This is a genomic window from Salinicola lusitanus (assembly GCF_038648475.1).
Taxonomy (GTDB): Bacteria; Pseudomonadota; Gammaproteobacteria; order Pseudomonadales; family Halomonadaceae; genus Salinicola; species Salinicola lusitanus.
Genome location: NZ_CP151919.1, coordinates 2636126 through 2647665, shown reverse-complemented (window position 1 = coordinate 2647665; position 11540 = coordinate 2636126). Strand labels below are relative to the sequence as shown.

Annotated in this window: 12 protein-coding genes and 1 tRNA gene; 7 read left to right on the top strand and 6 right to left on the bottom strand. The window is 61.5% G+C overall.

The window, feature by feature from the left end; translation table 11 throughout:
• Positions 1–60 precede the first annotated feature (60 nt).
• The 4 genes from AAGT95_RS11980 to bdcA all read right to left on the bottom strand — a co-directional run bounded on the left by AAGT95_RS11980 (position 61) and on the right by bdcA (position 4507).
• A complete protein-coding gene (locus AAGT95_RS11980) occupies positions 61–699 on the bottom strand; it encodes a hypothetical protein (RefSeq protein ID WP_110603219.1) in 639 nt (212 codons plus the stop codon).
• A 1122-nt stretch (positions 700–1821) separates the two neighbouring features.
• Positions 1822–2676, bottom strand: a complete 855-nt coding sequence (locus tag AAGT95_RS11975) for an NAD(P)-dependent oxidoreductase (protein ID WP_342593918.1) — start codon at positions 2674–2676, stop codon at positions 1822–1824.
• A gap of 65 nt (positions 2677–2741) precedes the next feature.
• Positions 2742–3572 carry an oxidoreductase gene (locus AAGT95_RS11970; RefSeq protein WP_342593917.1) on the bottom strand — a complete coding sequence of 277 codons (831 nt, stop codon included), beginning with the start codon at positions 3570–3572 and terminating at the stop codon, positions 2742–2744.
• A 224-nt stretch (positions 3573–3796) separates the two neighbouring features.
• Positions 3797–4507, bottom strand: coding sequence for an SDR family oxidoreductase (gene bdcA, locus AAGT95_RS11965; protein ID WP_342593916.1), 711 nt, complete (start codon positions 4505–4507; stop codon positions 3797–3799).
• 139 nt (positions 4508–4646) lie between these two features.
• Here bdcA and AAGT95_RS11960 point away from each other — a divergent pair, with 139 nt between their 5' ends.
• Positions 4647–5192 (top strand): TetR/AcrR family transcriptional regulator, encoded by a 546-nt coding sequence (locus AAGT95_RS11960; protein WP_342593915.1) that lies wholly within the window; start codon positions 4647–4649, stop codon positions 5190–5192.
• Between the two features lie 87 nt (positions 5193–5279).
• Here AAGT95_RS11960 and AAGT95_RS11955 read toward each other — a convergent pair whose 3' ends face one another.
• A complete protein-coding gene (locus AAGT95_RS11955) occupies positions 5280–6215 on the bottom strand; it encodes a LysR family transcriptional regulator (RefSeq protein WP_342593914.1) in 936 nt (311 codons plus the stop codon).
• Positions 6216–6318: 103 nt separating this feature from the next.
• Between AAGT95_RS11955 and AAGT95_RS11950 the strand changes: the two genes are divergently transcribed.
• From AAGT95_RS11950 to AAGT95_RS11940, 3 genes are all read left to right on the top strand, one after another.
• A complete protein-coding gene (locus AAGT95_RS11950) occupies positions 6319–7248 on the top strand; it encodes a hypothetical protein (protein WP_342593913.1) in 930 nt (309 codons plus the stop codon).
• On the top strand, positions 7245–7829 hold the full coding sequence (locus tag AAGT95_RS11945; RefSeq protein ID WP_342593912.1) for an O-methyltransferase: 585 nt from the start codon (positions 7245–7247) through the stop codon (positions 7827–7829). The genes AAGT95_RS11950 and AAGT95_RS11945 overlap by 4 nt, the downstream gene beginning before the upstream one ends.
• Before the next feature lie 101 nt (positions 7830–7930).
• Positions 7931–8362, top strand: coding sequence for a YybH family protein (locus AAGT95_RS11940; RefSeq protein WP_110603204.1), 432 nt, complete (start codon positions 7931–7933; stop codon positions 8360–8362).
• A gap of 529 nt (positions 8363–8891) precedes the next feature.
• Here the strand turns inward: AAGT95_RS11940 and AAGT95_RS11935 are convergent.
• A tRNA-Ile gene (locus tag AAGT95_RS11935) sits at positions 8892–8968 on the bottom strand.
• A gap of 84 nt (positions 8969–9052) precedes the next feature.
• Between AAGT95_RS11935 and AAGT95_RS11930 the strand changes: the two genes are divergently transcribed.
• The 3 genes from AAGT95_RS11930 to lpxO all read left to right on the top strand — a co-directional run bounded on the left by AAGT95_RS11930 (position 9053) and on the right by lpxO (position 11375).
• Positions 9053–9661, top strand: coding sequence for a hypothetical protein (locus AAGT95_RS11930; protein WP_342593911.1), 609 nt, complete (start codon positions 9053–9055; stop codon positions 9659–9661).
• Positions 9662–9664: 3 nt separating this feature from the next.
• Positions 9665–10411, top strand: a complete 747-nt coding sequence (locus AAGT95_RS11925; RefSeq protein ID WP_342593910.1) for a 4'-phosphopantetheinyl transferase family protein — start codon at positions 9665–9667, stop codon at positions 10409–10411.
• A 67-nt stretch (positions 10412–10478) separates the two neighbouring features.
• Entirely contained in the window at positions 10479–11375 is an 897-nt protein-coding gene (gene lpxO, locus AAGT95_RS11920) for a lipid A hydroxylase LpxO (RefSeq protein ID WP_342593909.1), read from the top strand.
• Positions 11376–11540 lie beyond the last annotated feature (165 nt).

Here is an 11540-nt window from a genome sequence, read left to right as displayed (position 1 = left end):
GCCGGAATCACGCCACTCGCACGCTACTGAAAAAAAGAGGCATCTCGAGGCGAGAAGCGTCTAGCCGTCCAGTTCGCGGATCCATTGACGTACCCGGTGACGCCTCAGGCGCGAGGCATATCGGCGAGTGACGAGGCGCGTCGGCACCAGCGCCTCGCCGGACTCTCCCATGGTCAGCGAGAACGTTCTGGCGGCTCCCACGGGAGAGTCCTCACTGCCGTAAACGGCAATGACCCGCAGCTCTATCGACTGGAGCGTGCGCCCATCGGTTGACTGGAAATCATCGGAGGGGAGCCCGTTGGCACGAAGCACCCGGCCGACGATGTCATGAAAGGTGCCGATGTGATTGTAGCTACCCGAGAGCATCGGCCCCTGCCGAGTCGTTTCGATCAAGCGACCGGACTCCCCCTGCTTGTCAGGCGATTCCTCGAAATCGATCAGGTCCTTGGAGATCGCCTCCCGGTCCGAATGGAGGATCGCGACGATGTGCTCGATGAAGATCGGCTCGGGGCTCATGTTGCTGATGACGCAACGGGCCTGCAGCGTGCGGCCGAACCCGCGATTGATGATGATCTTGGGTTGACGTTGGCGTCTGAAGTTCAGGTACAGCAGTTGCGCGTAGAATAGCCAGACGAAGAGCGTGCACACGCTGGTCAATGCCGTGATGGCCGAACTGTTCTGGGAAATCCAATCCATCATACCGATGCTCGCAACCTCTTCCTTCCAAGGCATCGCTGCCGACCACGGCGGAGAAACGACCCTGCGCTCGAGTGATACGGGGTCGAAATCACGCCGGAGCGATAACGCTGCCCCATGGCGCCAGCGTCCGCAATGCCCCGGATGATGAAAGGGGAGAATCTTCCATGAAATAAAGTGGGGAGCCGGCAAACCGGCTCCCCCTAGTGCTGTTCGTCCCTGAAGCCATCCATGGCTGCCACCGAGGGCAGTCCCTGCCTGCGCATCCTGCGACATCATCCCTGTACAACCAGGCTTCCCTGCCCCTACACACTGTGAACCCTTCAGTCATTAGACAAATTGATCCCCATCAAGAACCCCCATCCTTTTTGTTTCAAAATGTTTCCGTGTGATGAGATGAAATGCATCGAATCCCGGTAGGGAGGGCAACGACTGCCACGAAAGCACTCATTGGCAGATAACACTGCGGTCAGGAGAGGAACCTCGCCGCCAACAAGACAGCGCTCGACATTCTTTCGACCCCAGATCCTAAGTTAAATTAATCCTTCTAAAAACAAGGAAATACATTACAATCGGAAACAAATAGCCAGGAAAGATCGACTCCAAAAAATTACACGCTCAGCGCTTTTCGATAAAAGCACTGCAAGGGTAACTCCACCGAAATTTACTGTTCTGGCTAGCATCCCTGCGGCCGCTTCGACCCGGTATGGCAAACGGTCTCCGCTGACTCTTTCCCATAGCCGGGTTATTTTTACCATCCGCTTCCCTCTCGCGCCGGACAGCCACTGCGGACAATCACTGGCAAACAGCACTTTTCCGAGAGGTGCGAATTCCGAGATACACGGTCAGTAAAGCGACGAGGATCCTGCATCACACATTATTATCAAGCCAAGATACATTAACGGCAAAAGTCGCTCATGCTACTCAACCTTCAATTATCTGGCACCAGTGATGCGTTCCACTTCGGAACCGGCAGGGGAAGCGGCCACTCCAGTCGCGTATTTACCTGTCCACAATGCCCAATGACGATTCCATGGACTACGAACTCTGCTATAAGGGCAGCAACCCCGGATCAAACGTCATTTCGGAAGGTTGCTTCATCAATGGTAGGGTTACTTATTAACTCTAGCCCTTCGGCCGCCGGATCGTGTAGTCCGCCATCACCGACCAGTCGCGCTCACCGAGACCCGAATCGACCGTTTCGGCCATTCTTTCATAGACCGCCGCCAGCATCGGTAGCGAACCTCCGGTTTCCTCGGCGGCTTCACTGGCTAGGCGCAGATCCTTGAGGCCCAACGTCGCCTTGAATCCCGGCTCGTAGTCGTCGTTCGCGATATTGGCCGAGTAGACCTGATAGGAGCGACTGCCGAACAACGTGCCCAGGATCAACTCGAAGAAGCGTTCACGCTCCACGCCGTTGCCCTCGGTCAGCGATACCGCTTCCGCCATCGCCTCGATCGCCATGGCGATCATCATGTTGCAAGCGATCTTGGCCGCGTTGGCAGCGGGCGGCCGGTCGCCCATGAGCCATACCTGCTTGCCAATGGCCTCGAACACCGGTTGCACCCGATCAACCGCCGCGACGCTTCCCCCGGCGAGAATGTTGAGTTCACCCTTGGCAGCGACATCCGGCCTGCCCAGCACCGGCGCCGCGACGTAATCCACCCCGGCGTTGGCATGCAGGGCAACCAGCTCGTGCGAGAACGCCAGCGAGATGGTCGAGGCCACGATATGTACCGTGTCGGTTCCGGCATGTTCCAGCACGCCGGCTTCCAGCAGCGCCTCCCGAATCGCCGCATCGTCGGGGAGCATGGTCAGCACCGCGTCACTCTGGAACGCCTCCTGTGGCGAAGCCACCATGGTCACGCCATCGAGCTCGCCACCGGAACGGTTCCAGGCCTTGACCGTGTGCCCGGCCGCAACGAGGTTGCTCGCCATGGCGCGTCCCATCGCCCCCAATCCAATAACGCCAATATCCATTGCTCTACTCCTATTGACTGACGGTGTTCGCCATCAGCCTTCTATTGATGTCGAAAAAATGCCGCTCAGTCGAAATCGGTATGAAACGCAATCTCCCGCCACGCCTCCATGTCGGAGCGAAAGGCATCGAACTTGCGCTCGGCGATCCCGTAGGCGACCGGCCCCAGCGGCAGATGGAGTGGCGGATGCCTTGCGTCGACGGCCTGCAGGATCACCGCCGTGGCCTTTTCGGGGTCTCCAGCCTGCTTGCCATCATTGCTATCTCGGTAGGCACGTCGCCGGCCCGCCGTCTCGGCATAGGCATCGATCTCCCTGGCAGCCATCGAGATGGATCGCCCCAGGAACTCGGTACGAAACGGACCTGGCTCGACGATGATCACTTGAACGCCCAGCGGTCCGACTTCCTTGGCCAGCGCTTCCGAAAACCCCTCCACCGCGAATTTGGTAGCGCTGTAGTAGCCGGAGCCCGCGCCTCCAGAGAGCCCAGCTCCCGACGACAGGTTGACGACACGCGCCCCGGTTCTCCGACGCAGGACCGGCAGCGCCATCCGTGTCGTTTCGATCAAACCGAACACGTTCACCTCGAACATGGGGCGGTACTCTTCCGGCTCCGCCTCTTCGACCGCGCCGATGAAGCCATACCCCGCGTTGTTGACCAGTACATCGAACCCACCGAACTCACGCTCCGAGAGCGCGATGGCGGCAGCCACCGAGCCCGGCTTGGTGACATCGAGCCGAGCGGTCCGCACATGATCCGGGAAGCGATCGGCGAGATCGCGTAGCGTGTCCGGGTTGCGGGCGGTGGCGACCACGTTATCGCCTCGGGCGGCGGCAGCCTCAGCAATATGTTTCCCGAGACCGCTTGAGCAGCCGGTGATGAGCCAAGTCCTGTTCATGGCACTCTCCTCGATGTCTCGTGCATAAATCCGTGCAGTCCGTTCATGGCGGCTGGCGTTACGGTCGTCCGGTCCTAGCGATGGGACCGGACTGATAGGTATGGCCGGCCAAGCTCATGCGTTCGTCAGGCAGCCGAGAATGTCTGCGCCGGACGTGACATAGACCGTGACGGCTGTCTCTCCTGGCGTAGCTGTCATGCAGACTCTCGCCGATCGTTCACGGCTCAGGCGCCGAAGCCGCCATCGATCGTGTGTATGGCACCGGTGATGCCGCTGGCGTGCGGCCCGGCCAGGTAGGCGGTCAGATGGGCCACGTCCTGGGCGGTGCCGTGACGCTTGATCGCCATGACGCTGTGCATCTGCTCGGCAAGTTCGCCGTCGGCGGGATTCATGTCGGTATCCGTTGGCCCCGGCTGCACGATATTGATGGTGATGCCGCGCGGCCCAAGATCCCGGGCCAGCCCGCGAGCCATGCCCTGCAGCGCCGACTTGCTCAGCGCATAGGCGGCCAGTCCCGGAAACGGCATCCGGTCGCCGTTGACCGACCCGATCACGATGATGCGTCCGCCCTCCTTCATGGCCCGTGCAGCCTCCACTGATGCGTGGTACGGCGCGCGCACATTGACGTCGATCAGGTGATCGACCGCATCCGGATCCAGCGTCAGCGGGTCACCCGCTACCAGTACGCCGGCGTTGAATATCATGATGTCCAGAGGCCCCGCCTCACGCACGGTCGCCATCATCGCGTCGCGGTCGGCCGCATCGGTCTGGATCGCTGTCGCCCCGGTCTTCGTCGCCAGGTTTTGCGCCGCTTCGCGTGAGCCGGAATAGGTAAAGCTCACCCGCGCACCGCTATCGGCGAAGAGAGCCACGATGGCGGCGCCAATACCACGGCTGCCCCCAACGACCAGCACACGCTTGTCCATGAAATCCATGTAGATCACCTCGGGTAGCAAATTGGATAGCGGTCACTATAGAATTAGGCCAGACGCCTGCGCAAGGATTTTTATAGTGACCACTAAAGAAAATGCCAAATCAGCGCCGAGGCCCCGAGGCCGACCCCGTGGCTTCGACATGGAAACCGCACTGGATACGGGCCAGCGGCTATTTCATGCCAGTAGCTACGAGGCGGTGGGATTGGCAGCACTGACCGACGCACTGGGAGTGAAACCGCCCAGTTTCTACAAGGCGTTTGGTAGCAAGTCCGAGTTTTTCGAGCAGGTCATCGAGCGCTACGCGCAAGCGGCCCTCGCCCTGGACGAGATACTGCTGCCCGACCGGGCGCCCGTGGATGCACTGGCGGAATTGCTGGAGAGCGCCGCACGAACCTATGCGCGAGATCCGCAGCGGAGGGGTTGCCTTGTACTCGAGGCCGCGCGAGGCCCTGACGGGGATGACAGCGCCATCCATGCACGCCGGGTGGCCAATCAGCGCCGCGACCGAATTCGCGAATTCGTCGCCCGTACCCATCCGGAGCGCGCATCCGCGGTGACCGACTTCATGGCCAGCACGATGTCCGGGCTTTCAGCCAGTGCACGGGAAGGGATGGATGAGTCCCGATTACTCGATGTGGCACGCACCGCCGTTGCGGGCCTGGAGGCGCAATTAGGTACGGATTGATGGTGGGTATGCCTTATCTCATGCCGGGGGCATACCCAGCTGCTCGATAGGTTCGGCAGGATATCGAACGGTGAACATCAATCTCGCTCAACGCTCCACCGCTCGTCGAAGACACACTCTCGCCCAAGCAATTGCCGGGTCCCTTGCTGCCCGTTCGTGCCAGATCACGCAGTAGTGGATCTCCCCCGCCTGCGGGAAATCGATCACGGCGAGATCCGCCAACGGCGCGACGAGTTCCGCCGCCCGCCGCGGCAGACAAAGTACGCGTTCGGACTGACCGATGAGCAGCGGGCTGGAGAAAAAATACGGCGTCACAGTATCCCCCGGTCCTCGTGCTCGACCATGGCACGCCAACGGGTCGTCGATTGCCGTGGCACTACCTTCGGGATAGAGCAGGACCACGCGGGGTAACTCGGCGAGTCGTGATGGCGCGATGCAGCCGTCAGCGTCTTGATGCGCCAAAACCGGATGGTCGTGCCGCACGACGCAGGCGAAGCGTTCGGTGAACAGACTCTCATGATGGAATCCTGGCGGCACTGCCTCGTCGGTATAGAGGGCGAAGTCGAGCCTGCCCTCCTCCAATTCGGTCAACGTCTCACTCTCCCAGGCGCGCAAATCCAGCGATACGCCCGGCGCTTCGCAGGCGGCCACGCGCGCAAACTCCCTGATCACGACTGCCGCGCCGTAGTCGGTCGTTGCCACTCGCAGGACACGCTCCGAGCACCACGGGTCGAAGCTCGGCGGCTGAAACAAGCGGTCCTCAGCGGCGATCGCCTCGGCCAGTTGCGGCATCAAGGCCTCAGCGCGCGCGGTGCGCACGTAGCCACCACCCTGAGTGCGCACCAGCAGCGGGTCATCGCCCAACGCACGCCGTAGCTGCGCCAGCAGCCGACTCGCGGCGGGTTGGCTCAACCCCATCGCCTCTCCCGCGCGGGTCACACTGCGCAGACTCAGCACCTGCGCCAGAAAACGCAGCGAGCGTAAATTGAGGTGGCCTGTGGCGTGGTCATTCACTTTTTGCATGCCTGCCTATCGTAATTCGTCATTCCCCGGATGCAAGACACCTGGCTAGATAGGATCACGGACGACATGGCATCGCCCCGATACGCACCAGAGGATCGAGATCATGCAGCCACAGCCAGAAGACGATATCACTCAGACCCTGAAGGCCATGGCCAAGGGTTGGAGTCAGCCCGGGCGCTCGCCCGTGCTCAGGACACCGACAGATGAGGGGCTTGCCTTCGAGAACGTGACCTTTCCGTCACAGGATGGGGTGCCGCTCGAAGCATGGTACATCCCCTGCCCAGACTCTCGGCGACTCGTCATCGTCAATCATCCACTGACGTTCAACCGCTACGGCCTGGCCAGCCACCTGGAGCCGTGGCGATCCTTCGGCGCCGCTGGCGGTAACACCTTCGAGGTCGATTATCTGGCCGACTACCGCATCCTCCACGAGGCAGGTTATCACGTGCTCACCTACGACGAGCGCAACTTCGGGTTGAGCGGATCAGCCAACGGCGGCCTCAACAGCGGCGGTCGATTCGAGGCACGCGACGTCATCGGTTCGCTGCGCTACGTGCGCTCGCGAGCAGATCTCGAGGGCGTGGCAGTGGGGCTTTTTTCGCGCTGCAACGGCGCCAACGCGACGCTCTTCGCGATCCACACCGAACCGCAGGAATTCGACGACGTGCGCTGCCTGGTGCTCTGTCAGCCGCTGTCGATCGGCTCGGTCATGCGTCGCGAATTGGAAATGATGAACCTGATCGATCACCTCGACACGCTCGAACGCGAGGTGCAACTCGCCGCCAGTTGCACCTTCGACCAGATGTCGCCCAACGACTGGGCGCGCAGCGTTCACACTCCGACGTTCATCTATCAGGTGCACGACGACCTGATGACCACTCCCGCCGATGTCCAGGCCACCTTCGACGCGCTTCCGATCGACGACAAATCGTTGCACTGGATACACGGCACCCAGGCTCGCTGGGATGGCTACCTGGAGTTCCAGCGCCGCCCGGGGCCGATGCTCGACTGGCTCAACCGGTACATGACATGAAGACTACGAATATCGAATCCGATGCTGCCCGCTTCGAAGCCTTGCGGGCTGAAGCCGATGAGCATCGTCAGCGTCACGGTTGCCATGCCTATGTGTTCGAGGATGGCGCTGGACTGCTGGCCGCGGCACGAGCAGAGCGCCCCGAGCGTATTCTCGAGCTTGGTACAGCGATCGGCTACACCGCTTGCCTGCTGGCAAGTGCAGAAGATCGTGCGCAGATGGATACCATCGAGCGCGATCCCGATCATGTGGCTTTAGCTCGTGAGAACCTTGAGGCCGCTGGACTCGCAGAACGCGTCCGCGTGCACCACGGCGATTTTTTCGACGTTCTCGCTGATTTGCCCGGCCCCTACGATCTCGCATTCTTCGATGGGCTCGTCCCATCGCTGTCACTCATCGAGCTGCTGTACGAACGGCTCAAGCCGAATGGACTGCTCATCTGCGGCAACCTGTGTCTTGCACACGGTGCCAATCAGCGCCTGCTCGACGCCGAGTTCGCGACCGCCGAACGCTGGCATATCGATGGTCATATCGAAAATGGAGCCACGTCGCTGATACGCAAGACCAACGGCTCGACTTGACGCGGATCTCATCGGGATTCGTCTCAATCCTCTGCTGACGATGCCCTGACACTGACACACGTCAACATGGTCACTTGCTTAACCCACCCAGGAACCGACCCATGACCCAGGATGAAAGACAGATTCGCGCCCTGCGCGCAGAGTGGCAGAACGCCGTCCAGTCACGCGATCTCGACCGGACGATGGCTACCTATTACCCGGGAGAGGAGTATCTCGGCTTCGATGTGATGCCGCCCTTCAGCTTCGAGGGCTGGGAGTCCTTCCGCCAAAATTGGATCACCTTCTTCGAGATGTTCGACGAAGACCCCGTATTCGAGTTCAAGGACATGAAGGTCCATTGTTCCGGCGATGTCGCCTTCACCACCGGCTTCACTCGTTTCATGGGCTCTGTGGCCGGCAACAAGATCGACCTGTGGACCCGCGAGACCATCGGTTTGCGCAAGCTCGATGGCCAATGGCTGATGATTCACGACCATGTGTCGGTGCCCATCGATCTGAAAACCGGCGCCGGTGTGACCGACTACCGCCCCTGAGCAATCCCATCAATGTCGTCGTGCTATAGATAGATATTCACGGCGCGGAACAGCTGCCACGATGAGCGTGCGACCAGCTAGTGAACATATCTGCCAAAGAATTGGCCCAGAACGTCATGCGACCTCTGGGCCTTTTTTCGATCGCGCCAGAATCCGCCCAAGCAGTGTTTTGCCCTCCCCCCTTGAGCGGCCGAGCAAGCCCACATTGAACTGAAGCGGTACTCAACGGCCTAAGGGTCAGCGCCACTGCCTCCGGCTTCGACGCATCTGCGTCGCGACACTTTCATCGCCGCACCCGCGCGAACTACGTCATCATCGACGGTGGCGAATTTCTGAGCTTTTTTGACCCTTCGAAAGAGCCTGTTACACCGGACGATCCAGATGACCATGCGCTACGCCCATCTCTCGCCTGACCACTTGGCCGACAGTCTGAAATTCGGGCCCAAAATTCCCGGTCGACACTTGGTTGACACCGACGAGAAATGGAACCCTGGAACGGGTAGAAAAGTGACGTAAGCTATTGATTTGATGGTGGGCCCAGTAGGACTTGAACCTACGACCAAGGGATTATGAGTCCCCTGCTCTAACCAACTGAGCTATAGGCCCTGAAACGCGGGAGCCGTATGATAACCAAAGCGGTCGGCACAGGCCAGCCGCTATTGCAGGCCATGAATGTCCAGGGAGGACACGATGTCACCGAAACCGATCATTCGTCGCGTCATGGGTATTGGCCTGGCCGCCGGTCTGGCCCTGTCCTGCGGCCTGGCCCAGGCGGCGTGGCAACTCGACCCCAATCAGTCCCGCGTCACGGCCACGGTGACCGAGATCACCAGCGGGGGCGAGTCGATCACCCACGATCACGCCCTGCGCCGCATGGAGGGCCAGATCAGCGCGGATGGCACGCTGAAGCTGCCCATTCGGCTCAACCAGACCGACGTGCTGGACCGCCTCGGCAATCTGCCGCCGTGGATGTCCTCGCTCACCAATACCACCCTGGTGACGGTCGTCACTCATCTGCCCCCGGAACGGATCAACTCGCTGGCCGTCGGCCAGTCGACGGTCGAGATACTGACGCTCCGTACCGATTCCAACGGCGAGCAGCGCCAGGAAAAGCTGCCGGTGCGCTTCACCCGCGAGGCGACCGATATCGTGCGCGCCCGCAATGCCGAACCGGTATCGCTCGATGGCAGGGAATTGATGAAGAACCAGACCGTACGTTCGATCCTCTCGCTGATGGGATACCAGCAGATTGGCGACGAGGTGCCGGTCGAGCTGAATGCCGTCCTGGTCGATCGCTGAGCGATGTCCGGATTCGAATCTGCTGTCACTGCACTGCCGCCGGGGTGCCACTCGCCACTGAGCGAGTGGCCCTGGCGTGAAGCATTGCCCTGGGCGAGGTTCAGTGCCCTACGTTTCGATACCGGGCTGCTGTGTGAAGCCGATCTCGATGGCTGGCACCTTTCGCTGCCGGATCGTCTGGCGACGGCAGCGGCCAAGCGTCGGGCCGAATTCCTGGCCGGCCGCCTGAGCGCCCGCCACGCGCTCGCCGAGCTGACGGGCTCGCCGACGACGCCGACGCAGGACGCGGAGCGACTCCCCCGCTGGCCAGTGGGTACCGTCGGCTCGATCACTCACAGTCGGGGGCTGGCGGCAACGGTCGTCGCCGAGCGGGCAGCGTGTCTGGGCATCGGCCTGGACGCCGAGGTCGAGATGACCGCTGAACGCGCGCGCCGTCTCGCGCCACAGATCCTGGTGGGGTCAGAGCGTGCCTGGTTCGATGGCCTGCCCGGGGCGCAACAGGGCGAGTTCCTCACCGTGGCGTTCTCGCTCAAGGAGAGCCTGTTCAAGGCGCTCTACCCGCTGGTGCGTCGACGCTTCTACTTTCCCCATGCCCGGGTGACCGCCTGGGACGCCGAAGGCGGAACCGTCGCCATCGAGCTGCTCGAGACACTGTCGCCGGAGTGGCGGGCCGGTGCTCGGCTGACCGGGCAGGTGGCGAAAATCGGCGACTATCTCTTGACGCTGATCGCGATCTCGCGAGAATCGTGAGCGACCAAACTAATTTCACTGAAGCACGATCGCCCGTGGCGATCGGCTCGCCAGCGGAACCGATCCCATGATCAAGTGGATACTGATACTGCTTTTCGTCGCCAGCGTGCTCTACACGCACTACCGCGGGCGCGTGCGCCACAGGCCCTTGCGCCAGCTCTCCGATCACTCGACCTTCATGGCGCCGATCAACGCGCTGATGACGCTGTTCGGGCGCGACAAGGATCGCCCCTACCATGATCTGGGGAACTACCCGGAGCTCGAGCGCCTGACCGGTAACTGGGAGACGATCCGCGACGAGGCGATGGCGCTGCAGGACCACATCAAGGCCTCATCCCGCTACGACGATGCCGGTTTCAACTCCTTCTTCCGCCGCGGCTGGAAGCGCTTCTACCTGAAGTGGTACGGCGAGAGCCACGCCTCTGCCGAACAGCTCTGCCCGCAGACCACGCAGCTGTTGGCGGGCATCCCCAACGTCAAGGCCGCGATGTTCGCCGAGCTGCCGGCGGGCAGTCATCTGACCCTGCACCGGGACCCGTATGCCGGCTCCCTGCGCTATCACCTGGGCCTGATCACGCCCAACGACGATCGCTGCTACATCGATGTGGATGGCGAGAAGTACAGCTGGCGCGACGGCGAGGCCGTGATGTTCGACGAGACCTACCTGCACCGTGCCGAGAACGGCTCCGAGCAAAACCGCATCATCCTGTTCTGCGATATCGAACGTCCGATGAAGTATGGCTGGGCCCGCAGTCTCAACCACTTCTTCGGCCGTACCGTGATGGCCGCTGCCAGTTCGCCCAACGACGACAGCGATCGCACCGGCGGGCTGAATCGGGCCTTCAAGTACATCTACGCGGTGCGGCGTCAGGGCAAGGCACTCAAGAAACGCAACAAGACGCTCTACTACGCCATCAAGTGGGCACTGTTCGCCCTGGTGATCATCGCCATCATCGCCTGGTGAGCGGCCGGGCCGGCACACGCCGGCCCATCCCGCTTCCCGCTTCCCGCTTCCCGCTTCCCGCTTCCCGCTTCCCGCTTCCCGCTTCCCGCTTCCCGCTTCCCGCTTCCCGCTTCCCCAGATCGTCTGTTATTCGCCGTTCTCGCCGTACCGCCCCTCTCTTTTTTT

What these genes read in the sequence shown, in the direction of transcription:
- AAGT95_RS11980 (WP_110603219.1), bottom strand. Translation starts at nt 699, where the DNA reads ATGATGGATTGGATTTCCCAGAACAGTTCGGCCATCACGGCATTGACC.
- AAGT95_RS11975 (WP_342593918.1), bottom strand. Translation starts at nt 2,676, where the DNA reads ATGGATATTGGCGTTATTGGATTGGGGGCGATGGGACGCGCCATGGCG.
- AAGT95_RS11970 (WP_342593917.1), bottom strand. Translation starts at nt 3,572, where the DNA reads ATGAACAGGACTTGGCTCATCACCGGCTGCTCAAGCGGTCTCGGGAAA.
- bdcA (WP_342593916.1), bottom strand. Translation starts at nt 4,507, where the DNA reads ATGGATTTCATGGACAAGCGTGTGCTGGTCGTTGGGGGCAGCCGTGGT.
- AAGT95_RS11960 (WP_342593915.1), top strand. Translation starts at nt 4,647, where the DNA reads ATGGAAACCGCACTGGATACGGGCCAGCGGCTATTTCATGCCAGTAGC.
- AAGT95_RS11955 (WP_342593914.1), bottom strand. Translation starts at nt 6,215, where the DNA reads ATGCAAAAAGTGAATGACCACGCCACAGGCCACCTCAATTTACGCTCG.
- AAGT95_RS11950 (WP_342593913.1), top strand. Translation starts at nt 6,319, where the DNA reads ATGCAGCCACAGCCAGAAGACGATATCACTCAGACCCTGAAGGCCATG.
- AAGT95_RS11945 (WP_342593912.1), top strand. Translation starts at nt 7,245, where the DNA reads ATGAAGACTACGAATATCGAATCCGATGCTGCCCGCTTCGAAGCCTTG.
- AAGT95_RS11940 (WP_110603204.1), top strand. Translation starts at nt 7,931, where the DNA reads ATGACCCAGGATGAAAGACAGATTCGCGCCCTGCGCGCAGAGTGGCAG.
- AAGT95_RS11930 (WP_342593911.1), top strand. Translation starts at nt 9,053, where the DNA reads ATGTCACCGAAACCGATCATTCGTCGCGTCATGGGTATTGGCCTGGCC.
- AAGT95_RS11925 (WP_342593910.1), top strand. Translation starts at nt 9,665, where the DNA reads ATGTCCGGATTCGAATCTGCTGTCACTGCACTGCCGCCGGGGTGCCAC.
- lpxO (WP_342593909.1), top strand. Translation starts at nt 10,479, where the DNA reads ATGATCAAGTGGATACTGATACTGCTTTTCGTCGCCAGCGTGCTCTAC.